The 25,897-nt window shown below is 67.7% G+C and carries 25 protein-coding genes and 3 tRNA genes; 19 read left to right on the plus strand and 9 right to left on the minus strand.

Annotated elements, in window-relative coordinates:
• Window positions 1-65 precede the first annotated feature (65 nt).
• From I4484_RS02905 to I4484_RS02925, 5 genes are all read left to right on the plus strand, one after another.
• On the plus strand, window positions 66-1,316 hold the full coding sequence (locus I4484_RS02905; protein ID WP_111412936.1) for an aspartate kinase: 1,251 nt from the start codon (window positions 66-68) through the stop codon (window positions 1,314-1,316).
• Window positions 1,317-1,555: 239 nt separating this feature from the next.
• Complete coding sequence (csrA, locus tag I4484_RS02910; RefSeq protein WP_197449542.1) at window positions 1,556-1,756, plus strand: carbon storage regulator CsrA; 201 nt, start codon at window positions 1,556-1,558, stop codon at window positions 1,754-1,756.
• 100 nt (window positions 1,757-1,856) lie between these two features.
• Window positions 1,857-1,949: transfer RNA gene (locus tag I4484_RS02915), tRNA-Ser, on the plus strand.
• 34 nt (window positions 1,950-1,983) lie between these two features.
• A tRNA-Arg gene (locus I4484_RS02920) sits at window positions 1,984-2,060 on the plus strand.
• Between the two features lie 103 nt (window positions 2,061-2,163).
• Window positions 2,164-2,240, plus strand: a tRNA-Arg gene (locus I4484_RS02925).
• Between the two features lie 227 nt (window positions 2,241-2,467).
• Here I4484_RS02925 and I4484_RS02930 read toward each other — a convergent pair.
• Window positions 2,468-3,430 carry a tRNA-dihydrouridine synthase gene (locus I4484_RS02930; RefSeq protein ID WP_197450900.1) on the minus strand — a complete coding sequence of 321 codons (963 nt, stop codon included), beginning with the start codon at window positions 3,428-3,430 and terminating at the stop codon, window positions 2,468-2,470.
• Between the two features lie 167 nt (window positions 3,431-3,597).
• On the opposite strand from I4484_RS02930, the gene I4484_RS02935 reads away from it, so the two are divergent.
• From I4484_RS02935 to I4484_RS02945, 3 genes are read left to right on the plus strand one after another with little or no spacing between them, the layout of a single operon-like run.
• Window positions 3,598-3,849 carry an OadG family protein gene (locus I4484_RS02935; RefSeq protein WP_197449543.1) on the plus strand — a complete coding sequence of 84 codons (252 nt, stop codon included), beginning with the start codon at window positions 3,598-3,600 and terminating at the stop codon, window positions 3,847-3,849.
• A 55-nt stretch (window positions 3,850-3,904) separates the two neighbouring features.
• Window positions 3,905-5,752 carry a sodium-extruding oxaloacetate decarboxylase subunit alpha gene (gene oadA, locus I4484_RS02940; protein WP_197449544.1) on the plus strand — a complete coding sequence of 616 codons (1,848 nt, stop codon included), beginning with the start codon at window positions 3,905-3,907 and terminating at the stop codon, window positions 5,750-5,752.
• A 13-nt stretch (window positions 5,753-5,765) separates the two neighbouring features.
• Window positions 5,766-7,088, plus strand: a complete 1,323-nt coding sequence (locus I4484_RS02945; RefSeq protein ID WP_197449545.1) for a sodium ion-translocating decarboxylase subunit beta — start codon at window positions 5,766-5,768, stop codon at window positions 7,086-7,088.
• Between the two features lie 68 nt (window positions 7,089-7,156).
• Here the strand turns inward: I4484_RS02945 and I4484_RS02950 are convergent, their stop codons facing one another.
• The 6 genes from I4484_RS02950 to I4484_RS02975 form a co-directional block, all read right to left on the minus strand.
• A complete protein-coding gene (locus tag I4484_RS02950) occupies window positions 7,157-8,764 on the minus strand; it encodes a gamma-glutamyltransferase family protein (protein WP_197449546.1) in 1,608 nt (535 codons plus the stop codon).
• Window positions 8,754-10,295, minus strand: coding sequence for a tripartite tricarboxylate transporter permease (locus tag I4484_RS02955; protein ID WP_197449547.1), 1,542 nt, complete (start codon window positions 10,293-10,295; stop codon window positions 8,754-8,756). The genes I4484_RS02950 and I4484_RS02955 overlap by 11 nt, the downstream gene beginning before the upstream one ends.
• A 17-nt stretch (window positions 10,296-10,312) precedes the next feature.
• Window positions 10,313-10,783 (minus strand): tripartite tricarboxylate transporter TctB family protein, encoded by a 471-nt coding sequence (locus I4484_RS02960; protein ID WP_197449548.1) that lies wholly within the window; start codon window positions 10,781-10,783, stop codon window positions 10,313-10,315.
• A 52-nt stretch (window positions 10,784-10,835) separates the two neighbouring features.
• A complete protein-coding gene (locus I4484_RS02965; RefSeq protein WP_197449549.1) occupies window positions 10,836-11,810 on the minus strand; it encodes a tripartite tricarboxylate transporter substrate binding protein in 975 nt (324 codons plus the stop codon).
• A gap of 140 nt (window positions 11,811-11,950) precedes the next feature.
• Window positions 11,951-12,484, minus strand: a complete 534-nt coding sequence (locus tag I4484_RS02970) for a chromate transporter (RefSeq protein ID WP_197449550.1) — start codon at window positions 12,482-12,484, stop codon at window positions 11,951-11,953.
• On the minus strand, window positions 12,481-13,053 hold the full coding sequence (locus tag I4484_RS02975; protein WP_197449551.1) for a chromate transporter: 573 nt from the start codon (window positions 13,051-13,053) through the stop codon (window positions 12,481-12,483). Before I4484_RS02975 ends, I4484_RS02970 begins: the two co-directional genes overlap by 4 nt.
• A gap of 154 nt (window positions 13,054-13,207) precedes the next feature.
• Here I4484_RS02975 and I4484_RS02980 point away from each other — a divergent pair, with 154 nt between their 5' ends.
• Complete coding sequence (locus I4484_RS02980; protein ID WP_197449552.1) at window positions 13,208-13,894, plus strand: GntR family transcriptional regulator; 687 nt, start codon at window positions 13,208-13,210, stop codon at window positions 13,892-13,894.
• Here the strand turns inward: I4484_RS02980 and I4484_RS02985 are convergent.
• Window positions 13,872-14,492: a YigZ family protein gene (locus I4484_RS02985; RefSeq protein ID WP_197449553.1), complete on the minus strand. Its 621-nt coding sequence runs from the start codon at window positions 14,490-14,492 to the stop codon at window positions 13,872-13,874. The genes I4484_RS02980 and I4484_RS02985 overlap by 23 nt on opposite strands.
• Window positions 14,492-14,971 (minus strand): LexA family transcriptional regulator, encoded by a 480-nt coding sequence (locus I4484_RS02990; RefSeq protein ID WP_234283624.1) that lies wholly within the window; start codon window positions 14,969-14,971, stop codon window positions 14,492-14,494. Before I4484_RS02990 ends, I4484_RS02985 begins: the two co-directional genes overlap by 1 nt.
• Before the next feature lie 204 nt (window positions 14,972-15,175).
• Between I4484_RS02990 and ccmA the strand changes: the two genes are divergently transcribed.
• The 10 genes from ccmA to smc are packed head-to-tail and all read left to right on the plus strand — an operon-like array spanning window position 15,176 to window position 25,769.
• Window positions 15,176-15,820 (plus strand): cytochrome c biogenesis heme-transporting ATPase CcmA, encoded by a 645-nt coding sequence (gene ccmA, locus I4484_RS02995; protein ID WP_197449554.1) that lies wholly within the window; start codon window positions 15,176-15,178, stop codon window positions 15,818-15,820.
• Window positions 15,807-16,544, plus strand: a complete 738-nt coding sequence (gene ccmB / locus I4484_RS03000) for a heme exporter protein CcmB (protein ID WP_234283622.1) — start codon at window positions 15,807-15,809, stop codon at window positions 16,542-16,544. Before ccmA ends, ccmB begins: the two co-directional genes overlap by 14 nt.
• A gap of 14 nt (window positions 16,545-16,558) precedes the next feature.
• Window positions 16,559-17,299 (plus strand): heme ABC transporter permease, encoded by a 741-nt coding sequence (locus I4484_RS03005; protein ID WP_197449555.1) that lies wholly within the window; start codon window positions 16,559-16,561, stop codon window positions 17,297-17,299.
• On the plus strand, window positions 17,299-17,538 hold the full coding sequence (ccmD, locus tag I4484_RS03010) for a heme exporter protein CcmD (RefSeq protein ID WP_197449556.1): 240 nt from the start codon (window positions 17,299-17,301) through the stop codon (window positions 17,536-17,538). The genes I4484_RS03005 and ccmD overlap by 1 nt, the downstream gene beginning before the upstream one ends.
• Window positions 17,528-18,031, plus strand: a complete 504-nt coding sequence (gene ccmE / locus I4484_RS03015) for a cytochrome c maturation protein CcmE (RefSeq protein ID WP_197449557.1) — start codon at window positions 17,528-17,530, stop codon at window positions 18,029-18,031. Before ccmD ends, ccmE begins: the two co-directional genes overlap by 11 nt.
• Window positions 18,032-18,043: 12 nt before the next feature.
• Complete coding sequence (locus I4484_RS03020) at window positions 18,044-20,050, plus strand: heme lyase CcmF/NrfE family subunit (protein WP_276571217.1); 2,007 nt, start codon at window positions 18,044-18,046, stop codon at window positions 20,048-20,050.
• Window positions 20,047-20,580: a DsbE family thiol:disulfide interchange protein gene (locus tag I4484_RS03025; RefSeq protein ID WP_197449558.1), complete on the plus strand. Its 534-nt coding sequence runs from the start codon at window positions 20,047-20,049 to the stop codon at window positions 20,578-20,580. Before I4484_RS03020 ends, I4484_RS03025 begins: the two co-directional genes overlap by 4 nt.
• Window positions 20,571-21,044, plus strand: a complete 474-nt coding sequence (locus I4484_RS03030; RefSeq protein WP_197449559.1) for a cytochrome c-type biogenesis protein — start codon at window positions 20,571-20,573, stop codon at window positions 21,042-21,044. Before I4484_RS03025 ends, I4484_RS03030 begins: the two co-directional genes overlap by 10 nt.
• Complete coding sequence (ccmI, locus tag I4484_RS03035; RefSeq protein ID WP_197449560.1) at window positions 21,041-22,270, plus strand: c-type cytochrome biogenesis protein CcmI; 1,230 nt, start codon at window positions 21,041-21,043, stop codon at window positions 22,268-22,270. Before I4484_RS03030 ends, ccmI begins: the two co-directional genes overlap by 4 nt.
• Before the next feature lie 4 nt (window positions 22,271-22,274).
• Window positions 22,275-25,769 (plus strand): chromosome segregation protein SMC, encoded by a 3,495-nt coding sequence (gene smc, locus I4484_RS03040; RefSeq protein ID WP_197449561.1) that lies wholly within the window; start codon window positions 22,275-22,277, stop codon window positions 25,767-25,769.
• The last annotated feature ends 128 nt before the right edge of the window (window positions 25,770-25,897 follow it).

Raw genomic sequence — 25,897 nt, forward strand, 5'->3', positions numbered from 1 at the left:
CTTTGACTTTGACGACTTTCACTCATCCGGGCGCGTCGCGCTCGATAAGCGAGGGAAAACCGTAGATGGCACTATACGTACAGAAATTCGGCGGCACCTCGGTAGGCTCCGTGGAGCGCATCAAGGCCGTGGCCGAGAAGGTCAAGGGCTTCCGTGACGATGGCCATCAGGTCGTGGTCGTGGTTTCCGCCATGAGCGGCGAGACCAACCGCCTGATCGGCATGGCCAACGAGATCAACGACGAGCCCACGCCGCGCGAGATGGACATGCTGGTCTCCACCGGCGAGCAGGTCACCATCTCGCTGCTGGCGCTGGCCCTGCACAAGCTCGGCGTACCGGCGACCTCCTACACCGGTTCCCAGGTCGGCATCCTTACCGACAGTGCCCACACCAAGGCGCGCATCCAGCGTATCGAGACCGACGAGATGCGCGAAGATCTCGACGAAGGCAAGGTGGTCGTGGTGGCCGGCTTCCAGGGGGTCGACGAGGAGGGCAACATCACCACGCTGGGCCGCGGCGGCTCCGATACCACCGGGGTGGCGCTGGCCGCCGCGCTGGGCGCCGACGAGTGCCAGATCTACACCGACGTGGATGGTGTCTACACCACCGATCCGCGCGTCTGCTCCAAGGCGCAGCGCCTCGACACCATCACCGTCGAGGAGATGCTCGAGCTGGCGAGCCTCGGCTCCAAGGTGCTGCAGATTCGCTCCGTCGAGTTCGCCGGCAAGTACAATGTCCCGCTGCGCGTGCTGTCCAGCTTCCAGGACGGCCCCGGCACCCTGATCGTTGCAGAATCCGACCAAGACGAGGACTCCATGGAAGAACCGCTGATTTCCGGCATCGCCTTCACTGCCAACGAGGCCAAGCTGACCCTGCTCAACACCCCTGACGTGCCGGGCGTGGCCTCGCGCATCCTCGGGCCGATCGCCGACGCCAACATCGAAGTCGACATGATCGTGCAGAACGTGGCGCCGGCCGGCGACTACACCGACTTCACCTTCACCGTGGCCAAGGGCGACTACAAGAAGACCCTGAAGATCCTCGAGGAGCAGGTGATTCCCGACCTGGGCGGCGGCGAGGTCAACGGCGACGACAACATCGCCAAGGTCTCCCTGGTCGGTGTCGGCATGCGCTCGCATGCGGGTGTGGCCTCCAAGATGTTCCGCGTCCTGGCGGACGAGAACATCAATATCCGCATGGTCTCCACTTCCGAAATCAAGATTTCGGTGGTGATCGACGAGAAGCAGATGGAACTCGCCGTGCGTGCCCTGCATACCGCTTTCGGTCTGGACAAGGCCGATATCGAGAGCGAATAGGCAAGCAACAAGAAAATTAACAAGGTACGGACGGCTTGCATACGGTGCCTGTTCTACGCTGGGGGAAGTCTGCTGCGATGAGCGGCGCGGCTTCCCTTCAACGCTGTCATGGTGTCATGGTGTCATGGTGGGGTTGGTGGTGGTGCACAGTGGTACATATGTAACATAATGCAAGCAGCAACTAAGCGTCGGGGATCGACGCGCATCCCGTTGCTAGTCGTCTGAGAAGGAGATCAGTCATGCTCATCCTGACCCGCCGAGTCGGAGAAACGCTGATGATCGGTGATGACATCACCGTGACCGTCCTTGGCGTCAAGGGCAACCAGGTCCGCATTGGCGTCAATGCGCCGAAGGATGTCGCCGTACATCGTGAAGAGATCTACCAGCGCATTCAGCGCGAGAAGTCCGACAATGAGGGGGGTAGCGGCTCCGCCTCGTAACGTCGTGCCGGCTTCCTCCCGTTTGGCGTAGCGAAACAAATAGCTGAATACGCTGGACAAAGGGGAGCCAAAACGATAGGATATGCGCCGTGTCGTTGAGGGAGAGGTGGCCGAGTGGCTGAAGGCGCTCCCCTGCTAAGGGAGTATGGGGTTTATAGCCCCATCGAGGGTTCGAATCCCTCCCTCTCCGCCATGCGACACGTTGTCGTTGTTCGAAGCGTGATGATGCGCCCGTAGCTCAGCTGGATAGAGTACCTGACTACGAATCAGGTGGTCGGAGGTTCGAATCCTCCCGGGCGCGCCAAGAGTGGCGAAGTGAGCACAAGCACTCGAGTCGGGGTGCGCAGGTTTCTCGTCGTGCGGTTCGAAGAAGGCATCGTTTTGCAGGATCGTGGATCTTGCCGTCAGCGCCCGTAGCTCAGCTGGATAGAGTACCTGACTACGAATCAGGTGGTCGGAGGTTCGAATCCTCCCGGGCGCGCCAGATTGTGACCCGTCCTCGTTCGAGGGCGGGTCTTCTGCTTTGGCCCCCCGGCCACGCCGCGGGGTGCGTCGATCGACTAGCCGAGCCGGCATGGGATGATGCCGGTCGCGCGATCGTTTGGGTGCCCTCGCGATGCGGTGGGCACCTTTTTTTATTCTCCTTTTATTCTCCGCAGCTGTCCTCACCTCCGCCTGACCAGGCTTCGCCGTTGTGGCTGAGCCGGGCGCTCAGGCGAGGGCGAGGTCGTTGCACTCCGGCTCCGGCTCTTTGCAGCCGAGCCCTGCCAGCAACGTCTCGAGATCATTGATGCGCTTTAGCGCCTGGAAGCGACGCGCGGCCTCGGCATCGCGCTGGCGCATGTGGTTCAGCCATTGCTTGATCAGGGAAGTGACAACTCGCTCGGGGAGTGTGGTACGCTGCAATGCAGCAAAATCTGCCAGAACCTTGGCGCGAGCCTGCCACGGCGTGGCGGCGAGCTGCTCGCCGGTTGCCAGCCAGTGGCGAATGCGCGGAGCCAGCCAGGGGTCGGCCAGCGCGCCGCGGCCCAGCATCACGTCGCGACAGCCCGAGAGGGTGCGGGCCTTCCAGTAGTCCTCGAGGCTCCAGATGTCGCCATTGGCCACGACCGGAATGCGCAGGTGGCGGCGGATGCGGCCGACCCACTCCCAGTGGGCCGGAGGGCGGTAGCCCTCGTCGCGGGTGCGGGCGTGGACGACGAGCTGCGCAGCACCGCCGTCCTCAGCGGCCCTGGCGCAGTCGAGCGCCAGGCGCCGATGCGAGAAGCCCAGGCGGATCTTGGCCGTGACCGGTATCTCGCTGCCCACAGCGGCATGGACGGCCGCCACGGCGGCGCGCACGCGGCGCGGGTCGCGCAGCAGCGAGGCGCCGCCATCGTGGCGATTGACCAGCTTTGCCGGGCAGCCGAAGTTGAGATCGACGGCGATGGCGCCTAGCCGCAACGCCTGTTCGGCATTGGTTGCCAGGGCTCCGGGGTCGCTGCCCAGCAGCTGCAGCGCCACCGGCACGCCGGAGGGCGTCGTCACGCCCGCGTCGAGCTCGGGGCAGTGGCGGCGAAACACCCTCGGCGGCAGGCGCGCATCGACGACGCGAACGAACTCCGTCACCGTCCAGTCGAAGCCGGGCCGCCGGGTCAGCAGGTCGCGGGTGTGGGCATCGATCACGCCCTCCATGGGGGCGAGACCGATGCGTCCTTGTAGTAAAACAACAACTTTGTCTTCCACCATGGCGCGCTTGCAATATATCCAGAGTGTGGCAGTTTATAGGGCCGCCATTTACCGCTTGGCGACATGTTTGCGGCCATTTGCAGGCAAGTCGTGAAGGATGAGGGAGATAGTGCATGCAGGACAAGCAGTTGCTACTCGACGGTCTGGCCCTGATGGGGGTCGGCATGGGGTTCGTTTTTGTTTTTCTTACGGTCCTCGTAATCATCACGACCCTGATGTCGAGAATCGTCTGCCGCCTGGCGCCAGCTCCCGTGCCCCCGGCCACCGTGCCGACCTCCACGGCTGCCGACAAGACCGATGACGCCCAGCTCCTCGCCGTCATCAGCGCCGCCGTACACCGCTACCGCCGTCGCCACCGCCGCTGACCGGCGCCGCCAGCCTCATACTACTACACAACACGCTACCTACGGGGTCATTCTGATGAGTGAGACCAAGCGCCCGCTGGGCATCACCGACGTCGTCCTGCGCGACGCCCACCAGTCGCTGTTCGCCACCCGCCTGCGGCTCGACGACATGCTGCCGATCGCCGAGAAGCTCGACCGGGTCGGCTTCTGGTCGCTCGAGTCCTGGGGTGGGGCCACCTTCGACGCCTGTATCCGCTACCTCGGCGAGGATCCGTGGGAGCGGATACGGGCGTTGAAGGAGGCCATGCCCAACACCCCGCAGCAGATGCTGCTGCGGGGCCAGAACCTGCTCGGCTACCGTCACTACGCCGACGACGTGGTCGACCGCTTCGTCGAGCGCGCCAAGACCAACGGCGTCGACGTGTTCCGCGTGTTCGACGCCATGAACGACCCGCGCAACCTGGAGCGGGCGATCCAGGCCGTGCGCAAGGTGGGCGGCCATGCCCAGGGTACCATTTCCTACACCGTGAGCCCGGTGCACACGCTGGACAGCTGGGTGGAGCTCGCCGAGACCATCGCCGCCATGGGCGCCGACTCGCTGGCGATCAAGGACATGGCCGGCCTGCTCACGCCCTACGATGCCTTCGAGCTGGTCAGCCGCCTCAAGAAGGCGCTGGACATCCCCATCCACATGCAGTGCCACGCCACCACCGGGCTCTCCACCGCCACCTACCTCAAGGCGATCGAGGCCGGGATCGACAATGTCGACACGGCCATCTCCTCGATGTCGATGACCTACGGCCACAGCCCGACCGAGTCGGTGGTGGCCATCCTCAAGGGGACCGAGCGCGACACCCATCTCGACCTCGAGCTGCTCGAGGACATCGCCGGCTACTTCCGCGAGGTGCGCAAGAAGTACGCCGCCTTCGAGGGCTCGCTGAAGGGCATCGATTCGCGCATCCTGGTCGCCCAGGTACCGGGCGGCATGCTCACCAACATGGAGAGCCAGCTCAAGGAGCAGGGCGCCGGCGACAAGCTCGATGACGTGCTGGCCGAGATCCCGCGCGTGCGCGAGGACCTGGGCTTCATCCCGCTGGTCACGCCCACTTCGCAGATCGTCGGCACCCAGGCGGTGATGAACGTGATGATGGGCGAGCGCTACAAGTCGATCTCCAAGGAGGTCCAGGCGCTGCTCAAGGGCGAGTACGGCGCCGCCCCGGCGCCGTTCGACAAGGCGCTGCAGAGCCGCGTGCTCGAGGGTGGCGAGCCGATCACCTGCCGCCCCGCCGACCTGCTCGAGCCCGAGATGGAGCGTCTGGCCGCCGAACTCAAGGAGAAGGCCGCGGCCGACGGCATCCGCCTCGCCGAGGGCGAGCGTGAGATCGACGACGTGCTGACCTACGCGCTGTTCCCGCAGATCGGGCTGAAGTTCCTCAAGAACCGCGACAACCCCGAGGCCTTCGAGCCCGCTCCCCAGGCCCCCGTCCAGGAGACACCCGGCGCCAAGCTGCCGGCCGCCGCCCCGCAGGGCGGGCCCGCGGCCAAGGTGCCGGCGGCCCAGGCCGACGCGCCCGCCGGCCCCGAGACCTACACCGTCACGGTCAACGGCAAGCAGTACGTGGTCGAGGTCGCCGAGGGCGGCGAGATCGGCGCCGTGACCGAGCAGCCGGGCCAGCCGGCTGCCCGGCCCGCCGAGAGCGCCCCGGCCTCCTCCGGGGCGACGATCGCCGCCCCGCTGGCCGGCAATATCTTCAAGGTCAACGTGCGCCCCGGCGACACGGTCAAGGAGGGCGACGTGGTGATCATCCTCGAGGCCATGAAGATGGAGACCGAAGTGCGCGCCGCCACTGGCGGCACCGTGTCCGAGGTCAAGGTGGGCGAGGGCGACAGCGTCGCCGTCGGCGACACGCTGATCGTGCTCTAAGGGTCGTTATCACATGGACAAGCTACTGACCCTGTGGGAGGGCTCCGGCCTCTACAACCTGTCGTGGGGCCAGGCGGTCATGATCGCGGTGGGCCTGCTGCTGCTCTACCTGGCGATCTACAAGAAGTTCGAGCCGCTGCTGCTGGTGCCGATCGGTTTCGGCGGCATCCTCGCCAACATCCCCGAGGCCGGATTGGCGCTGTCGGCGGCCGAGCAGGCCGCGCACCTGGCGCGTCCCGGCGTGCTCGAGGAAATGGCGGCGGTACTCGGCGTGGACCTGGCGCCGGGCGCCTCGCTGGAAGCCTGGCGCCACGCCCTCGGCGAAGCGCTGCATGGCGACCTCACGCCGCAGGCCTACCGTGCGGCCAGCGACGTGGCGCAGGACGCCGGCTACGGTAACGGCATGCTCTACCAGTTCTACAGCGTGGCGATCGCCTCGGGCATCGCGCCGCTGGTGATCTTCATGGGCGTCGGGGCGATGACCGACTTCGGCCCGCTGCTGGCCAATCCGCGCACGCTGTTCCTGGGCGCGGCGGCACAGTTCGGCATCTTCGCCACCCTGCTCGGCGCGGTGGGTCTCTCGGCGCTCGGCTGGATGGACTTCTCGCTCAACCAGGCCGCCGCCATCGGCATCATCGGCGGCGCCGACGGCCCCACCTCGATCTACGTGTCGAGCGTGCTGGCCCCCGAGCTGCTGGGCGCCATCGCCGTGGCCGCCTACGCCTACATGGCACTGGTACCGCTGATCCAGCCGCCGATCATGCGCCTGCTGACCACGCAGAAGGAGCGCGAGATCACCATGACCCAGCTGCGCCCGGTGTCCAAGCTCGAGAAGATCGTCTTCCCGGTCTCGCTGCTGCTGCTGGTGGCGCTGTTCCTGCCCGACGCCGCGCCGCTGCTGGGGATGTTCTGCTTCGGCAACCTGATGCGCGAGTGCGGCGTGGTCGAGCGCCTCTCCGATACCGCGCAGAATGCGCTGATCAACATCGTCACCATCTTCCTGGGGCTTTCGGTGGGCTCCAAGCTGATGGCCGAGAGCTTCCTGGCGGTGGAGACGCTGGGTATCCTGGGGCTGGGGATCGTGGCCTTCGGCATCGGCACCGCGGCCGGCGTGCTGATGGCCAAGCTGATGAACCTCGTCAGCCACATGCCGATCAACCCGCTGATCGGCTCGGCCGGCGTGTCGGCGGTACCGATGGCGGCGCGGGTCTCCAACAAGATCGGCCTCGAGGCCAACCCGCACAACTTCCTGCTGATGCATGCCATGGGGCCCAACGTGGCCGGCGTGATCGGCTCGGCGGTGGCCGCGGGTGTGATGATCAAGTACCTGGGCTGAGCGAGACCGGCCAAAGCCTGCCAACGGCGCCCTGCGGGGCGCCGTTGGCGTTTTGGGTCGCGGCGAGGCTACCAGGCCAGCACGGCGCCGTCGGTGCGCGGTTCGGTGCCGCCGCACAGCACGCCGCTGTCGCGGTCGCGCAGGATCACCTGGCCGCGGCCGAAGCTCAGCGAATCGGTGCGCTTGACGACCTGGTGACCGCGGCGCGCCAGGGCCTGGGCCAGGTGGTCGGGGAAGTGCGGCTCGACCTCGACGGTCCTGCCCTGGGTCCATTTCCAGCGTGGCAGGTCCAGCGCCGCCTGGGGATTGAGATGGTCGTCGAGCATGGCGGCGACTACCTGCACATGGCCTTGCGGCTGCATGAAGCCGCCCATCACGCCGAACGGCCCCACCGCCTCGCCGTCGCGGGTGATGAAGCCGGGGATGATGGTGTGATAGGTGCGCTTGCCCGGGGCCAGGGCATTGGCATGGGCGGAGTCGAGCGAGAACGACCAGCCGCGGTTCTGCAGGCTGATGCCGGTGCCCGGCACCACGATCCCCGAACCGAAACCCTTGAAGTTGCTCTGGATGAACGACACCATGTTGCCCTCGCCATCGGCGGTGGCCAGGTACACCGTGCCGCCGTGGATCGGGTTGCCGTGCTGCGGGTCGAGCGCCTGTTCGCCGATCAGCCCGGCACGGGCCTCGAGGTAGTCGTCGGTCAGCAGCTGCGCCACGCTCGGCCCCATGGCGTCGCGCTCGGTGACGTAGCGAAGCCCGTCGACGTAGCCCAGCTTGGTGGCCTCGATGCGCCGATGCAGCGTTTCCACCGGATCGCGTCCCTCTTCGCCCAGGCGTTCCAGCATGCCCAGCGCCTGCAGCGCGATCAACCCGCTGCCGTTGGGCGGAATCTCCCAGATGTCGTGGCCGCGGAAGCGGGTGCCGATCGGCTCGACCCACTCGGGCTGGAAGGCCGCGAGGTCTTCGCGGCGCAACAGGCCGCCATGTTCGCGAAAGAAGGCGTCGATGCGCTCGGCCAGCTCGCCCTCGTAGAACGCCTTGGCGCGGGTTTCGCCGATGGCGCGCAGCGTGCGGGCGTGATCGGGTGCCGCCCAGCGCTCGCCGACATGCGGCGCGCGGCCGTGCGGGGCGAAGGTGTCGAACCATGGCTCGAAGGCGGCGTCGTCGTGCTGGCGATAGCTGTCGTAGGCCTCCTCCCACATCCGGTTGACCACCGGCGAGATCGGAAAGCCCGCTTCCGCCAGGGCGATGGCCGGTGCCAGCAGCTCGGCGAAGGGCAGCTTGCCGAAGCGCTCGGAGAGCGCCGCCCAGGCGGCGGGCGCTCCCGGCACGGTGACCGGCAGCAGGCCGTGCTCGGGCATGCGCTCGTGGCCCAGCGCCCTGACGGCCTCGAGGGTGGCTGCCTGGGGCGCCGGGCCGCTGGCGTTGAGGCCGTGCAGCTCGCCGTCGATCCAGACGATGGCGAAGGCATCGCTGCCCAGGCCGTTCGAGGTCGGCTCCACCACCGTCAGCGCCGCGGCGGTGGCAATCGCCGCGTCCACGGCGTTGCCGCCTCGCTGCAGGATCTGCATGCCGGCCTGCGCCCCGAGCGGCTGCGAGGTGGCGACCATGCCGCGGTCGCCGTAGGTGGCCATGCGCCGCGAGGGGCTGGGGTAGAAGTGGGGGTCATGCTGCATGGGGAGGCTCCTTGGAGGGTTTGGCCAGATCCTGGGCCTGGCGCTGATGACGTTGAATCCTGCGATTCTGGTAGAGCGAGAAGATCAACGAGGCCACCGCCAGTGCCAGGAACAGCGCCGAGAGCGGCCGGGTCAGGAAGGTCAGCCAGCTGCTGTCGAGCTCGAGCGCGCGAAACAGCTGGCGCTCCAGGTTGTTGCCCAGCACCACGCCGAGGATGAGCGGAGTCAAGGGAACGTCTGCCTTCCACAACAGGTAGCCGAGGATGCCGAAGGCGAACAGCACCCAGATGTCGAACAGGTTGTTGTTCAGGGCATAGGAGCCGATCGCGCAGAGCATCAGCACCACCGGCACCAGGATCTGCTGGGGGATCAGCGAGATCTTGGCGAACCAGCGCACCAGCATCAGCTGGCACAGCACCATGATCACGGCCCCGATCAGCAGACTGGCGTAGATCGCGCCGACCAGCACCGGATTCTGCTCGAACATCAGCGGCCCCGGGGTGATGCCATGGAGTATCAGCACGCCCATCATGATCGCCATGGGCAGGTCGCCGGGGATGCCCAGCGCCAGGGTCGGCACGAAGGCGCCGCCGGCCACGGCACTATTGGAAGCCTCCGAGGCGACGATGCCGTCCGGCGTGCCGGTGCCGAAGCGCTCCGGGTGGCGCGAGAACTTCTTGGCCTGGTCGTAGCTGACGAAGTTGGCCACGGTGCCGCCGGTGCCGGGCAGGGCGCCGACCAGGCTGCCGATCAGCGAGGAGCGCACGGTGTTGAGCTTCTGCCCCGCCATGTCGCGCAGAATTCGGGCATAAGGGATGGAGACGTTGGTGTCGACTCCCTTGCTCGAGTGCTTCTCGTCGCGCAGCTTCTCGATGTTTCCCATCAGCTGGGAAAATGCGAACACGCCGATCATCACCGGCAGGATCTCGAAGCCTGAGCCGAGCGCCGGCAGGCCGAAGTCGAAGCGCAGGTTGCTGTTGCGATCGTAGCCGACGGTCGTGATCAAAAGCCCCAGCGCCGCTGCCAGCAGCCCCTTGAGCAGAGCGCCGTTGGAGAGCCCGGCGACCAGCGTCAGGGCAAAGACGATCAGCGCCGTGATCTCCCACGGGCGAAAGTTCATGCTGAAGCTCGCGATCAGCGGGCCGAAGAAGACCAGCAGCGCCACGCTGATCAGCGTGCCGAGGAACGATGCCGCCACGCCGATTCCCAGCGCCCGGCCGGGCTGGCCTTGTTGCGCCATGGGGTAGCCATCATAGACGGTAGTGATCGAGGAGGGCGTGCCGGGAATGCCGAGCATCACGCCCGAGACGATGCCGCCCGAATAGCCGCCGACGAACACGCCCACCATCAGCGAGACGCCGCTGACCGGATCCATGGCGAAGGTGAAGGGAAAGACCACCAGAATTGCCATGGTCACGGTGAAGCCAGGGATACTGCCGCCGACGATGCCGAACAGCACGCCGATCACGATCAGCAGCAGCACGGTAGGGCTGCTGACCTGGGCAAGAGCCTGTAGAAAGAAATCAGCCATGGGTCACTCCGTAGCTATCAGGGCAGCCAGACCTTGAGGCCGAAGCGGAAGATCGCGTAAACCAGTGGCGCCAGGGTGAAGCTGACAGCGAGATTGATGGTCCACTTGCGCCTGCTGTCGACGCCCAGCAGCAGTGCCAGCGAAGCCACCAGGAAGCCCAGGGTGGCAGCCAGGTAGCCGATCAGTGGCAGCAGCAGGGCGTAGAGGCCGAACAGGGCGAACAGGGCCAGCACGGTGCGGTTGAGTGCAAGCCACTCGCCGAAGGCAAGGCGTGGCGTGGTGCGTTGCGGTGCACCGGCCAGCAGCGAGCGGATCAGGAGGAGCGTGGCGAGTACCGCGATCACCACCAGCAGGATGCGCGGAAAGAGCGCCGAGCCGTACGGCTGCCAGCTGGTGGGGGGAGGTATGTTGCCGGTCTCGACCAGCAGGATACCGACCAGCACCAGCATGGCGAGCGCGAGGGCGCGGTCCTTGGTTAGCGTCAACATGTCGTCTCTCTCCGGCCCTGCCGGCCGGCTCCGGCCGGCAGGGCCATAGGGCTCAGTTCTGGAAGTCGATGTTCTCGGCCGCCGCGGTCAGGGCCGCCTCGTTGTCGTCCAGGAAGGCCTGGTAATCGTCACCGGCCAGGAAGCGGATCACCGAGCCGAATTCGTTCTCTATGCGGCTGCGTACCTGCTCGTCTTCCAGGGCCTTTCCATAGGCTTCGGCGATGGTCTCCTGAACTTCCTGCGGGGTGCCCTTGGGCGCGAAGATGCCGCGACTGGTGGAGTGGTCCATCTCGATGCCCTGCTCGCGCAGCGTGGCCACGTCGGGCAGGCTGTCGAGCCGCTCGGGGTGCGCCACGCCCAGCGGTCGGAAGGTGCCATCCTCGAAGAAGGCGCCACCCGAGGGCAGGTTGAACATGGCGAAGTCGATCTCTTCGGCCATCAGGGCAGAAACCTGTTCGCCGGTATCCGGATAGCCGACCAGGCGGACGTCGGCCATGTCGATGCCGGCCGCGTCGAAGAACTGGGCCCAGAAGAAGTGATCGGTCGAACTGGGAATCATGCTGAAGCGCACCTGACCGGGATTCTCGCGCACGTAGTCGGCGATCTCCGCGGCGCTCTGCACCGGGTGGTTGGCGTGAGCGGTGGGGATGTTGATGGTCTGGGTCAGCAGGGCGACCGGTTCGAAGGCGTCAAAGGAGTAGTCCACCGTGCCGGCCAGTTTGGACAGCGCGATGGTGTCGTGGCTGCCGAGCAGGGTGTAGCCGTCAGGGCGGGCATCCTTGACGTTGCGTGAGCCCAGCGTGGCGCCGGCTCCGGCCATGTTGACCGGAACGATCGATTCGCCCAGGTGCTGCTCCGCCTCCTGGGAGATCAGGCGGAAGATGATATCGGTGGCGCCGCCCGGGCCGTAGGGGATGATCAGGCGGATGTCCTGCTCGGGGTAGTCGGCCTGGGCCGTGCCGGTCAGGGCAATGCCGGTGGCAAGGCCGATGGCGGCGAGGGTGTGGGTCAGTCGTGTGCGCGTCATGTCGAAACACCTTTGCTATTGTGGGTGGTGTGGTGATGTGCCGCTCGTCATGAGGCGGCACGGTGTGAGCGCCTACTCCGCTTGGGGCGTTATTGTCGTTGTGATGTCGTTGTCGCGAGCAGCCGGCTGGGTGGCGAGCCTCATCCGCCGAGAAAGAGCCCTCCGTAGACGAGCGCCCCCAGCACCACGAAGGCCGGATGAGTGCGAAAGCGCAGCAGGGCAATGGCGGCAGCCGAGGCGATGATCAGCGTGTGAATCAAACCGGCGCCTGCCACCCCCTCGCTGAGGAAACTCCAGGTCAGCCAGGCCATCATCATGGCGATCACCGGGCGTACCCACTGGCTCATGCGCTGGACACGCGGTGAGTGGCGGTGCCGGTAGAGCAGCCCCAGTGCACCGAGCATCAGCAGCAGCGATGGCGCCACCGTGGCCAGCACGGCTACCAGGGCGCCGCCGAAGCCGGCCACGTCGTAGCCCACATAGCCGGCCATCTTGGTGGCGATGGGGCTCGGCAGGGCATTGCCGAGGGCGAGGGTTTCGGCGAACTGCTGGGCGTTCATCCAGCCGTAGCGGCCCACCACTTCGGCTTCGATCAACGGGATGATGGCAGGGCCGCCGCCATAGCCGATGATGTTGGGGATGAAGAAGGCGAGAAAGAGGTGCCAGTAGATCACTGGGTCGCCTCCTTGCGCCGGAGCGCGGGACGCAGCAGGGCGGCAGCCAGCAGTGCGCCGATGATCAGGCCGGGATGGACTCCGATGAGGTAGATCAGCGCCCCCGAGGTCGCCGCCAAGGCCAGGCTGGCGATCCAGCCCAGGGCGAGCCGCGACTTGTGCCAGAAGTCCAGTGTCAGCTGGCCCATCATCACCATGACCACCGGTACCACGGCCTGCCCCATGCCGCGGATCCAGGCCACGTCGCGGTAGCGGCTGAATACGGTGAGCAAGGCGATCATGGCCACGATCATGGGCAGGATGACGGCAATCACGGCCACGAGGCAGCCGAGCGAGCCGGCAACCCGGTAGCCGATATAGCCGGGCATCTTGGTGGCGATGGGGCCGGGCAGGGTGTTGCCGATGGCGAGGATATCGGCGAACTCCTCGTCGCTGAGCCAGGCATGGCGCTTGACCACCTCCTGCTGTACCAGAGGTATCATGGCAGGACCGCCGCCGAAGCCGAGCAGGCCGATGCGGGTGAAGGCCCAGAACAGCGCGCCCAGGGGCGCTTTGCGGGATGCCGTCATGCCGTCGTCTCAGGCGAATCGGTATTGAAGGTGATCGTTGATTTAGATTTCATTTGTCGTCTTATGAGAAAAAAATCGATTATTGTGGCTAGAATATAGGTTGAGTCAGAAAGCAGCGTCAACCTTCGATTCCGAGACGAACAGAGGAGGGGGCATGGGGATCGCCAAACGCAAGGAGCAGCCGACGACGTCCAGTCGCATCTACGACACCCTGCGACAGGACCTGGTGAACGGCCGTTTTGCCGCAGGAGAAAAGGTCGCCATCAGTGCGCTCAAGGAGCGCTACGAGGTAGGCTTGAGCCCGCTGCGCGAGGCATTGAACCGCCTGGCGGCCTACGGTCTGCTGATCCAGGAGAACCAGCGGGGCTTCCGCGTGCCCAGCCTCGAGCGAAGCGAGCTCGACGACATCGCCGAGATGCGCAGAGAACTCGAGGGCATGGCACTGGAGCGGGCCATTCGTTTCGGCGATGCCGAGTGGGAATCCGAGCTGTTGGCCGCGGCGCATCGACTGAAGCGAGCCGACATGGCGCCGGAGAAGGTTGATGAATGGGAGCAGTTTCACGCCCGTTTCCACCGTACCCTGGTGGCGCCGTGCGGGTCGGCCTGGCTGCTGCGTTTCATCGAGCAACTGCACGACCAGTTCGACCGCTACCGCCGGATGGCACCCGAGGCGCCCGAAGTGCGCCGCGTGCTGGACGCCCAGCACGGCGAGCTGGTGCAGCTGGCGCTGGAACGTGACATCAAGGCCGCACGGGCCGTGATGGACGACCATATCCAGCGCTCCTACGAAGTGGCGCTGCGGGGCGTGACGGCGGGAGTCAGTCCGCCTCGACCAGGCTGAGATTGCCGCGCAGGCGCGCTTCCAGTGGGCTGAGATCGACCTCGGTGTCGCTGGGCCAGCCCACGCTGAGCAGCACGCCGTCGCTGGCGTAGTCGGCGGCTTCGACCGGTACGCCGTGGCTCTCGAGCCAGGCGCGGGCCTCGGCCTCGCCGGCGAAGCCGACCTTGAGCCTGAGCGCCGTGCGCTCGACCACTTCCCGTCGCGGCAGCGCGTCGAGCCCGCGGGCCACGGCCTGGGCGTAGGCGCGGGCCAGGCCGCCGGTGCCGAGCTTGGTGCCGCCGAAATAGCGCGTTACCACGCAGCCGACCTGGCCCAGCCCGGCGCCCTCCAGCACTTGAAACATGGGGCGCCCCGCAGTGCCGCCGGGCTCACCGTCGTCGGAGAAGCCGATGGCATTCTGTTCGCCGGGCGGGCCGGCGATGTAGGCACTGCAGTGGTGGCTGGCGTTGGGGTGAGTGCGACGGGCCTCGGCCAGCAGGGTCTCGAAGGCGGCGACGTCGGGGGCGTGGCAGAGCCAGGCGATGAAGCGGCTTTTCTCCACTTCCGTCACGCTCTCGCGCCAGGCGCCCGGCGGCAGGTCGGGGACCGGATAGCGCATCAGTGGGTCAGCTCGCGGCGATCCGCCTGGCGCACCACGCCCATGACCATGCCGAGCACCTGGATGTCGCTGTTCTTGAGGTAGATGGGGGCCATGTTCTCGTTGGCCGGCTGCAGGCGCACGCCGCTCTTCTCGATGTAGAGCTTCTTCAGCGTCACCTCCTGCTGGTTGATCAGCACCACGGCGGTCTCGCCGTTCTCAGCGCTCTCCTGGCGCTCGATGATGATCACGTCGCCGTCGAAGATGTTGCAGTCGACCATCGAATCGCCGCGCACCCGCAGGGCGTAGGTGTTGCGCCGCACCATGCAGGCGGGGGCGTGGATGCTGCCGCCGCTGGGGCAGGCCTCGATCGGCAGGCCCGCCGAGACGTCCCCGAGCAGGGGCACCTCGACGAGGTCGGTGGCGTCGACGCTGGCCCAGGAGGTGGCGATGGGCTGGTTGGGGCGTCGGTACAGGTACTGCATGGAAGGCGTTGGCATTGGCGTTCCCCCTCTTTGCGACCCTGTTGAAATGTACAGGTATCCTGCATCATACCAAGCGGTCGCCGGGTGGCAAGTTTTGCCGAGGCCGACATGCCTTGACCTGAGGCAAGGGTGGCGCCGTGACGCACCCCCCGTCGCTAGCGGCTAGGGGCCTTTCCGTGTAGCATTTCGGTCGAATTTACCCTTTCCTGGAGAGTGCCGTTGAGCCTGCGTCTGCAAGCGCAAAGCCTGGCCTGCGAGCGTGACGACCGCTGGCTGTTCCGGGGCCTGGACCTGGATATTCGCGCTGGCGAGATCGTACGGGTGGAAGGCCCCAACGGCAGTGGCAAGACCACTCTGCTGAAGATTCTCTCCGGCCAGCTGGCCGACTACGAAGGCGAGCTGTTCTGGGGTGAGCGGCCGATGCGCAGGGCGCGGGAGTCCTTCCTCGCCAGCCTGCTCTACCTGGGCCATGCGCCGGGCGTCAAGGGCGCGCTCACGCCGTTGGAGAACCTCGCCTGGTACCAGGCATTGGCCGGCCAGTCGGGGGGTGAGGCGGCACGCTTCCAGGCGTTGGAAGAGGTCGGCCTGGCTGGCTTCGAGGACGTCCCCGCGGCGCAGCTCTCCGCCGGTCAGCAGCGCCGCGTGGCGCTGGCGAGGCTGGCGCTGACGCCGCGGCCGCTGTGGGTGCTCGACGAGCCCTTCACCGCCATCGATCGCGACGGCGTCGCGGCGCTGGAGCGGCGGCTGGTCGAGCACGCCCGCCGCGGTGGCTGCGTGCTGGTCACCACCCACCACGAACTGGCGCCGTGCGCCGAGCTGCGCCGTGTCCGCCTCGGCGGGGGAGGGGCCGATGCCGGCATCTGAGGGCTCGCTGAGAGAGGGTGCGGTGATGGCTCGCGAGGAACCTCGCGGCGGCCTCGCTGTCGCAGTGTGGGCAACGTTGAAGCGGGACCTGGTATTGCTGCTGCGGCGGCGCAGCGAAGTGCTGAACCCCCTGGTGTTCTTCGCCATCGTCATTACCCTGTTCCCGATCGGCATTTCCCCCGACCCGACGCTGCTGGCGACCATCGCGCCCGGCCTGCTGTGGGTGGCGGCACTGCTGGCGGCGCTGCTGTCGCTGGACAGCCTGTTCCGGGCCGATTATGACGACGGCTCGTTGGAGCAACTGCTGCTGACACCCCAGCCGCTGGCGATGCTGGCCCTGGCCAAGGTGGCCGTGCATTGGCTGCTGACCGGCCTGCCCCTGGCGCTGATGGCCCCCGTGCTCGGCATCATGCTGGCGCTGCCGGCGGGCAGCTATCTGGTATTGGCCGTCTCACTGGCACTGGGCAGTGCCAGTCTCAGCCTGATTGGTGCCATCGGAGCGGCGCTGACGGTGGGGCTCTCCCGCGGCGGCGTGCTGCTGTCGCTGCTGGTCTTGCCCCTGTACATTCCGGTGCTGATCTTCGGTGCCGGGGCCGTCCAGGCAGCCATTTTCGGCGATGGCGTGCTGGCGCACCTGGCGATCCTCGGCGCGCTGCTGGCGCTGGCCCTGATCTTCGCGCCACTGGCGATTGCGGCGTCGCTGCGCATCAGTATCAACGGTTGAGAGGTTGACGAGGCATGTGGGCCTTCATAAACAAGTTGCGTTCCCCCAAGTGGTTCTACGCCATCAGCGCCCGCCTGCAGCCCTGGTTCTGGGCCGCAGCGCTGATCCTGATCGTCACCGGCAGCGTCTGGGGGCTGGCCTTCGCCCCCGCCGACTACCAGCAGGGCAACAGCTTCCGCATCATCTACGTCCACGTGCCGGCGGCCTTCCTGGCCCAGTCGATCTTTATCTCGCTGGCGGTGACGGGCCTGGTGTTCATGGTGTGGAAGATCAAGATCGCCGACATGGCCGCCACCGTCATGGCGCCGCTGGGTGCGGCCATGACCTTCGTCGCGCTGTTCTCCGGCGCGGTGTGGGGCGTGCCCACCTGGGGTACCTGGTGGATGTGGGACGCGCGCCTCACCTCGATGCTGATCCTGCTGTTCCTCTACCTCGGCGTGATCGCCCTGCGCGGCGCCTTCGCCAGCCGCGACAGCGCCTCGCGTGCGGCCTCGGTGCTGGCCATGGTCGGGGTGATCAACATCCCCATCATCAAGTATTCGGTGGACTGGTGGTACACGCTGCACCAGCCCGCCACCTTCACCGTCACCGGGCGTGCCGCCATGCCGATGGAGATGTGGCTGCCGCTGCTGATCATGGTGCTGGGCTTCTACAGCTTCTTCATCGCCCTGACCCTGATGCGCACGCGCAGCGAGATCCTGCGCCGCGAGTCCAGCAAGCGCTGGGTGCGCGAGCTGGCCGAGGAGGCGACCTGATGGCCTTCGCGACGTTCCAGGAATTCTTCGCCATGGGCGGGCACGCCCCCTACGTGTGGTCGGCCTGGGGCCTGACCGCCGTACTGCTGCTGGGTGCCGTGCTGCATGCCCGCGTCGAGCGCCGCCAGGTGCTGCGCCAGCTACGGCGCCGCGTACGCCGCGAAGCCCGCCAGGCCGGACACGCCGGCGAGGCGCAACCGATCCAAACTAGCAGGGGTAGAAGCACCAATGAGGCCTAAACGTAAACAGAAGCTCTTCATGGTCCTGGGCCTGGTGTCCCTGGCGGCGATCGCCGTGGGGCTGACGCTCTATGCGCTGCGGGCCAACATCAACCTGTTCTTCAGCCCGATCCAGATCGTCGCCGGCGACGCGCCTTACGAGCGCCAGATCCGCGCCGGCGGCATGGTCAAGGAGGGCAGCGTGGCGCGCAATCCGGACAGCCTCGACGTCGAGTTCACCGTGACCGACTACGTCGAGGACGTGCGCGTGCATTACAGTGGCATCCTTCCCGACCTGTTCCGTGAAGGGCAGGGGGTGGTGGTGGTCGGCCAGCTGCAACGCGACGGCTACATCCGGGCCGACCAGGTGCTGGCGCGCCACGACGAGAACTACATGCCGCCCGAGGTGTCCGAGGCGCTCGAGGCGGCCGGCTACTCTCCTGCCGACTACCAGGCCAAGGCCGCCGAGGTGGCTGAGCGTGTCGAGCAGCGTGAGGGCGCGAGCCAGAACTGATCCGGAGACGTCATGTTCATTCGAATGATCCCTGAAATCGGCCATTTCGCCCTGGTCATCGCCATGCTGATGGCGGCGGTGCAGGGGGTGATGCCGCTGGCCGGCGCCGCGTTGCGCCGGCCGCTGTGGATGGCCTATGCCCGGCCCATGGTCGCCGGTCAGTTCCTGTTCGTGGTCATCGCCTACCTGTGCCTGACGGCGAGCTATCTGCTCGACGACTTCAGCGTGGCCAACGTGGCCAACAACTCCAACTCGATGCTGCCGTGGTACTACAAGCTCAGCGCCGTGTGGGGCAACCACGAGGGCTCGGTGCTGCTGTGGAGCCTGATGCTGGCCGGCTGGAGCTACCTGGCGGCGCGCTTCTCCCGCGAGCTGCCGCGCGACATGGTGGCGCGCGTGGTCGGCGTGCTGGGCCTGGTCGCGGTCGGTTTCCTGGCCTTCGTGCTGGTCACCTCCAACCCCTTCGAGCGGCTGTTGCCGAACGTGCCGGGCGACGGCGCCGACCTCAACCCGCTGTTGCAGGACATCGGCCTGATCCTTCACCCGCCGATGCTCTACATGGGCTACGTGGGCTTCTCGGTGGTCTTCGCCTTCGCCATCGCCGCGCTGCTCGGCGGTCGCCTCGATGCAGCCTGGACCCGCTGGGCGCGGCCCTGGACCAACCTGGCCTGGGCCTTCCTCACCGTGGGCATCGCGCTGGGTAGCTGGTGGGCCTACTACGAGCTGGGCTGGGGCGGCTGGTGGTTCTGGGACCCGGTCGAGAACGCCTCGCTGCTGCCGTGGCTGACCGGCACCGCGCTGATGCACTCGCTGGCGGTCACCGAGAAGCGCGGCGCGTTCAAGAGCTGGACCGTGCTGCTGGCGATCTTCACCTTCTCGCTGTCGCTGCTGGGTACCTTCCTGGTGCGCTCCGGCGTGCTGACCTCGGTGCACGCCTTCGCCAACGACCCCTCGCGCGGCTTCTTCATCCTGATCCTGCTGGGCGTCACCGTCGGGCTGTCGCTGCTGATCTTCGCCCTGCGCGCGCCGCGGGTCAGCCAGCGTACCGGCTTCAACTGGCTGTCGCGCGACGCCCTGCTGCTGATCAACAACATCCTGCTGGTGATCATGACCGTCACCGTGCTGATGGGCACCGTCTATCCGCTGCTGCTCGACGCCCTCGACCTGGGCAAGATCAGCGTGGGCCCGCCCTACTTCAACGCCCTGTTCGTGCCGCTCACGGTGATCATGTGCGTGTTCATGGGCCTGGGGCCGTCGGCGCGCTGGAAGCACACCGACCCAAGCCTGCTGGTCAAGCGGCTGTGGCTCGCCGGCATCGCGGCGCTGGTCATCGCCGCGGCGATGCCGTTCGTCATCGGCGGCGAGTGGAACGCCTGGGTCGCCCTCGGCCTGGTGGCGGCGATGTGGATCGTGCTGCCGACGCTGCGCGACCTCTACGACAAGACCCGTCGCGCCGAGTCGTTCGGCGCCGGTCTCAAGAAGCTGTCGCTGGCCTACTGGGGCATGCAGCTCGGCCACCTGGGCATGGCGGTCACCATCATCGGCGTGGCGGTGGTCTCCAACTTCGAGATCGAGCGCAACGTGCGCATGTCGCCCGGCGACAGCGTCGAGGTGGCCGGCTACACCTTCACCATGCAGGAGTTGACCAGCCGCCGCGGGCCCAACTACATCGCCGACGGCGCCGCGATCGAGGTGCGCCGCGGCGACAGTCGGCGCAGTTTCATGATGAACCCCGAGAAGCGGCTCTACATCGCCCGCGGCATGCCCATGAGCCAGGTCGCGTTGCGCCCGGGGCTGCTGCGCGATCTCTACGTCGCCATGGGCGAGGACCTCGGCGACAACAGCTGGGCGATGCGCGTGCAGTACAAGCCCTTCGTCCGCTGGCTGTGGCTCGGCGCGCTGCTGATGGCGACCGGCGGCGTGCTGGCCGTGATCGACCGGCGCTACCGGCGCCTGGCGACCTCGCGCGACCCCGAGGATAGCGCCCGCGAAGGCGCGACACGGGAGGCCACGGCATGAAACGACGCCTGCTGCTGATGCTGCCGCTGCTCGGCTTCCTGCTGCTGCTGCTGTTCCTCTACCTGGGGCTGGGGCTCAATCCGTTCCACCGCGAATCGCGGCTGGTCGAGGAGGCGCGAGCCTTCCCGGCCTTCGAGCTGACCACGCTGGAGGACCCCGAGCGGCGCGTCGACGAGTCGCTGATACCCGGCCAGGTCACCCTGGTCAACGTGTGGGGCGAATGGTGCCCCGAGTGCAAGCGCGAGATGCCGCAGCTGCTCGACCTGGCCGACCGCGGCGTGCGCCTGGTCGGCATCAACTGGAAGGACACCCGCGACAAGGCGCGGGGCTTCCTCGACGAGTTCGGCGACCCGTTCGAGGTCAACCTCTTCGACCCCGAGGGCGAGCTCGCCTTCGAGCTGGGCGTCTACGGTGCCCCCGAGTCCTTCCTGGTCGACCGCGACGGCATCATCCGTTACCACCATACCGGGTATATCTCGCCATCCGACCTGCGTGAACACATCCTGCCGGAGGTGGAAAAATGGCAGTAATCCGCTGGATGCTGGTCGCCATGGCGCTGATGCTGGCGGCCGGCCTGGTGCAGGGCGCCGCCATCGAGGTGCGTGAATTCGACGACCCGGTGCTGGAGAAGCGCTATCACAGCCTGACGGCCTCCATGCGCTGCCCCACCTGTCAGAACCAGGCGATCAACGACTCCGACGCGCCGGTCTCGGGCGACATGCGCGACCGCGTCTACCTGCTGCTGCAGGAGGGGCGTTCGGACATGGAGATCCGCGACCACATGGTGCAGCGCTTCGGCGACTACATCCTCTACAACCCCCGCCTCGAGGGGCGCACCTACCTGCTGTGGGGGCTGCCCGCGGTGCTGGTCGTGGCCGGCGCCGTGCTGGTGATGCTGCTGGTGCGTGCGCGGCGCAACGCCTCGCTGCGCGCCCTGAGCGACGAGGAGCGCCGACGCCTGGAGACACTGATCAACCGAGGGGAAGGCCAATGATCGAACTGTGGCTAGCCTTTGCCCTGCTGCTGCTGCCGGCGCTGTGGCTGCTGGTGGCACCGCTGCGGCGTTCGCGCCTGGTCCACGACGCCCAGGCCAGCTTCGAGGCCAACGACCGCGCGGCGGAGCAGAACGTGGCGATCTACCGGCGCCGCCTGGCGTCGCTGGAGGCGGCGCTGGAACGCGGCGACATCGACCGCGCGCAGTTCGACGAAGACCGCCTCGAACTCGACCGCAGCCTGCTGGAAGATACCGCGAACCTCAAGCGCCGGCCGCTGCATTCGCCCACGGCGGGACGTTTCGCGGTGCCCGTCGTGGCGCTGGCCCTGGTGCTCTCCGCCATGCTCTGGTACCAGCATGAGGGCGCCGAGGGCGACCTGCGCCTGTTCGCCGCCTTCGAGCAGAGCGATTCGCTGCCGGCCCTGCTGGAGCGCCTGCAGCAGGAGGCCCAGCGTCAGCCGGACAATGCCGACGTGTGGGCCTCGCTGTTCCCGCTCTACCGCGATTCGGGCCAGGGCGAAGCCGCCATCGAGGCGCTGGACCGGCTGATCGAACTCGAGGGGCGGGTACCCTCGCTGCTGGCGCAGAAGGCGCAGCTGCTGTTCTTCATCAACGACCGCACCCTCACCGACGAAGTGCAGGCGCTGGTCGACGAGACCCTTGAGCGCGACTCGCGGGAGCCGACCATCTTCGGCATGCTCGGCGTGCACGCCTTCGACCGAGGCGACTACGAGCGGGCCATCGACCACTGGCGGCGGGCCATCGCCGGGATGTCCGACTCGAGCTCGTCGCGGGCCCTGCGCGAAGGCATCCAGGTCGCCCAGCAGCGCCTCGGCGTCGCTCCCGAGGGGGCGGAAGCCGGCGTCGCCCAGGGGCCGGGGGTGCAGGTGAGCGTCCGCCTCGCCGAGGAGCTCGAGGGCCTGCTCGACGACGACACCCGCGTCTACGTCGTGGCCCGCGACATGGAGGGCGAGCTGCCGCCGCTGGCGGTCGCCCGGCTGACCCTCGGTGAGCTGCCGACCACGCTCACCCTGGACGACCGCCACGCCATGTCCGAGGCGGCGAGCCTGTCCCAGGCCAGCGAGGTGCGCCTGATCGTCCGCGTGACCCGTAGCGGTGGGGCCACGCCCGAGTCCGGCGACATGTACGGCGACCTGGAGGGCGTGCCGGTGGGTGACGTTGAAGGCGAGCCCGTGGAGGTCGTGATCGACCGTGTCATAGAATAGCCGGATGCGACTCACCTCGATCCGCCTGAGCGGTTTCAAATCCTTTGTCGACCCGGTCACGGTGCCCTTCGACGGCAACATGACCGCGATCGTCGGCCCCAACGGCTGCGGCAAGTCGAACATCATCGACGCCGTGCGCTGGGTCATGGGCGAATCCTCGGCCAAGACCCTGCGCGGCGAGTCGATGACCGACGTCATCTTCAACGGCTCCACCGCGCGCAAGCCGGTGGGGCAGGCCGCCATCGAGCTGCGCTTCGACAACAGCGACGGCACCATGGGGGGAATCTACGCCCAGTACGCCGAGATCGCAGTCAAGCGCCTGGTCTCCCGCGACGGCCAGTCAAGCTACTTCTTCAATGGCCAGAAGTGCCGCCGCCGCGACATCGCCGACCTCTTCCTCGGCACCGGCCTCGGCCCGCGCTCCTACGCCATCATCGGCCAGGGCATGATCTCGCGGCTGATCGAGGCGCGCCCGGAGGAGCTGCGCGCCACCCTCGAGGAGGCCGCCGGCATCTCCAAGTACAAGGAGCGCCGCCGCGAGACCGAGAACCGCATGCGCCGCACCCGCGAGAACCTCGAGCGCCTGGAGGACATCCGCGACGAGCTCGACAAGCAGCTTGAGCGCCTGCGGCGCCAGGCCGAGGCCGCCCGCCGCTACCAGACCCTCAAGGAGGAGGAGCACCGCCTCAAGGGCGAGCTGGCGCTGCTGCGCGGCCGCGCCCTGCGCGCCCGCCAGCGCGAGGAGGAGCACCGGGTGCGCGACCTGGAGACCGCGGTCGAGCGCGAGGTCCTCGGCCTGCGCCAGTGCGAGACCCGCCTCGAGGAGGCGCGCGCCGGCCACGACGCCCTGGCCGAGACCCTCGAGGCACGCCAGGCGCGCTTCTTCGAGACCTCCGGCGCCATCGCCCGCCTCGAGCAGAGCCTGGAGCATGCGCGCAGCCGCGAGGGACAGCTGGCCCGCGACCTCGAGAGCGCTCGTCAGGAGCTGGTCGAGCTGGATCGCCTGGGCGAGCACGACCGCGAGCGCCTGGTGCGGCTCGACGAGCGGCTCGAGACCCTGGTGCCGGAGCAGGAGGAGCTCGCCGAGCAGCTCGCCGAGCTGGACGCGATGCTGGAGGAGGCCGAGCCCGGCGCGGAGGAGGCCGAGCGGGCCTTCGAGGCCTTCAGCGAGGGCTGGCGCGAGGCCAGCCGCGACGCGGAGCGCAGCCAGGACCGCCTGCGCGAGCTCGAGAACCGCCTGGCCCGGCTCGAGGCCGATGCCCAGCGCCGCCGCCAGCAGCAGCAGGAGCTGCCCGACCTGGCCGAGCTGACCGCCCGGCGCGACGAATTGAAAGAGCGGCTCGCCGAGTTTGGCTTGGCCCAGGAGGAGACCGAAGCGCGTCGTGAGCGGCTGCAGGCCGCCCGCGAGCAGGCCCGTGAAGCCGCCGCCACGCTGGAGCGTGAGCGCGAGGCCGAACGCGCCCGGCGCAGCAGCCTGCAGGGCGAACTGGCCTCCCTCGAGGCGCTGATCCAGGCCGCCCTGACCGACCCCGACGAGGCCCTCACCGAGCATCTGGCGAACCATGCGCTGGCCGAGCTGCCGCGGCTGGGCGAATCGCTCGAGGTCGAGCCCGGCTGGGAGGCCAGCGTCTCCTGGGTGCTGGCGCCCTGGCTCAAGGCGCGCCTGGCGGAGCCCGATGGCGTTCGCCCGGCAAGCGCCGCCCCGCCCGCCGAGCTGGGCGTGCTGTCGCCCCGTGGCGATGCCGAGTTCGCCCCGCACAGCCTGGCCGCCCGCGTGCGCGGGGCCGGCGCCGCCGCGGCCTGGCTGGCGCCGATCCGCTGCATGGAGGACGACGACCAAGCCTGGCAGGCGCGCGACGGTTTGGCCGCCGGCGAGAGCCTGATCACGCCGCAGGGCCTGTGGCTGGGGCGCGACTGGGTGCGTCATCGCGGCCAGGGAGCCGGTCCCGATGCGCTGCTGGTCAGCCGGCGCCGGTTCGAGGAGGCGGCGGCCGAGCTCGACGCCATCGAGACCCGGCTGGCGGCACGCGACCAGGCCATTGCCGCCGAGCACGAGCGCGCCGAGCGGGCCGAGCACGACCTCGAGGCGATCCGCCACGAGGAGCGACGCCTGGCCGGCGAGCAGCAGCAGCTGGCGGTGCAGGACAGCGGCCTGGCCAGCCGGCTGGAGCACCTGCAGGGGCGCGCCGGCGAACTGGCCGAGGAACTGGCGGGGCTCGACGAGGCCCGCGAAGAGGCGCGACTGGCGATCGAGGAGGCGCGCGAACAGTGGCAGCAGGCCATGGCGCGGCTGGAGGAGGGCGCCGAGCAGCGCGAGCGCCTGGAGCGGGCACGCAGCGACGCCCGCGAGCGCCTGGCATCCCTGCGTGCCCGGCAGCGGCCGCTCAACGAGCGGGTGCAGCAACTGGCGCTGGAGCGTCAGCGGCTCGCCACCGAGCGCGCCGGCCTGGCCGAGCAGCAGGGGCGCAGCGGCGACACGCGCGAGCGGCTGCTGGCGCGCTGCGAGGAGTTGACCGAGGCCCTCGAGCAGCTGCGCGAACCCGACGAGGAGCAGCGCGAGAAGCTCGACGAGCTGCTGCATCGTCGCGAGGGCGACGAGCGATCACTCAACGAGGCCAAGGCGCGCGCCGCCGAACTGGTCGAGCGGCTGCGCGAGGATGAGCTGGCGCGGCAGAACCACGAGCGCAACCTCGAAGGCATCCGCGAGCGCCTGCAGGAGGCGCGCATGCAGGTGCAGGCGCTGGCGCTCAAGGCCGAGACCCAGGACGAGCAGCTCGCCGAACTGGGCCACCAGGCCGCGGCGCTGGAGGAGCACCTCGACCCCAGTGCCACCGAATCGGCCTGGCAGACCCGCCTGGAGGAGGTCGGCGAGCGCATCCGCCGCCTGGGGGCGATCAACCTGGCGGCCATCGAGGAGTACGACCAGCAGGCCGAGCGACGCAACTATCTCGAGGCGCAGCAGTCGGAGCTCAATGAGGCGCTGGAGACGCTGGAGAAGGCGATACGACGCATCGACCAGGAGACCCGCACCCGATTCCGCGACACCTTCGAGCGAGTCAATCAGGGCCTGCAGTCACTTTTTCCACGAGTCTTCGGAGGTGGAACCGCATGGTTGACGCTGACCGGCGAGGATTTGCTCGACACCGGGGTTGCCATCATGGCGCGTCCTCCCGGAAAGAAGAACAGCACCATTCACCTTCTCTCGGGTGGGGAAAAGGCATTGACCGCCCTGTCGCTGGTCTTCGCCATCTTCCAACTCAATCCGGCACCTTTCTGCATGCTCGACGAAGTCGATGCACCGCTCGATGATGCCAATGTCGGGCGCTATGCCAAACTGGTGAAGGACATGTCCGAGTCGGTGCAGTTCATCTATATCACCCATAACAAGATCGCCATGGAGGCTGCCGAAAGGCTAATGGGCGTGACCATGCAGGAGCCCGGCGTCTCGCGCCTGGTGGCGGTCGGTGTAGAAGAGGCGGCGGCCCTCGCCGAGGCCTGAAAAGGGGTTGAAAGCGAGCGGCAAACGCGATATCAGAAGACATATCACGGTCATGACGCAGATTACAAAAGCGAATTGACAGGGAAAGGCGCAGGGTCGATTTGACTCTCGAGCGATAATGCCGGGGC

Origin of the sequence: Halomonas sp. SS10-MC5 (assembly GCF_015992245.1) — a bacterium.
In the GTDB taxonomy this organism is placed as follows: Bacteria; Pseudomonadota; Gammaproteobacteria; order Pseudomonadales; family Halomonadaceae; genus Halomonas; species Halomonas sulfidoxydans.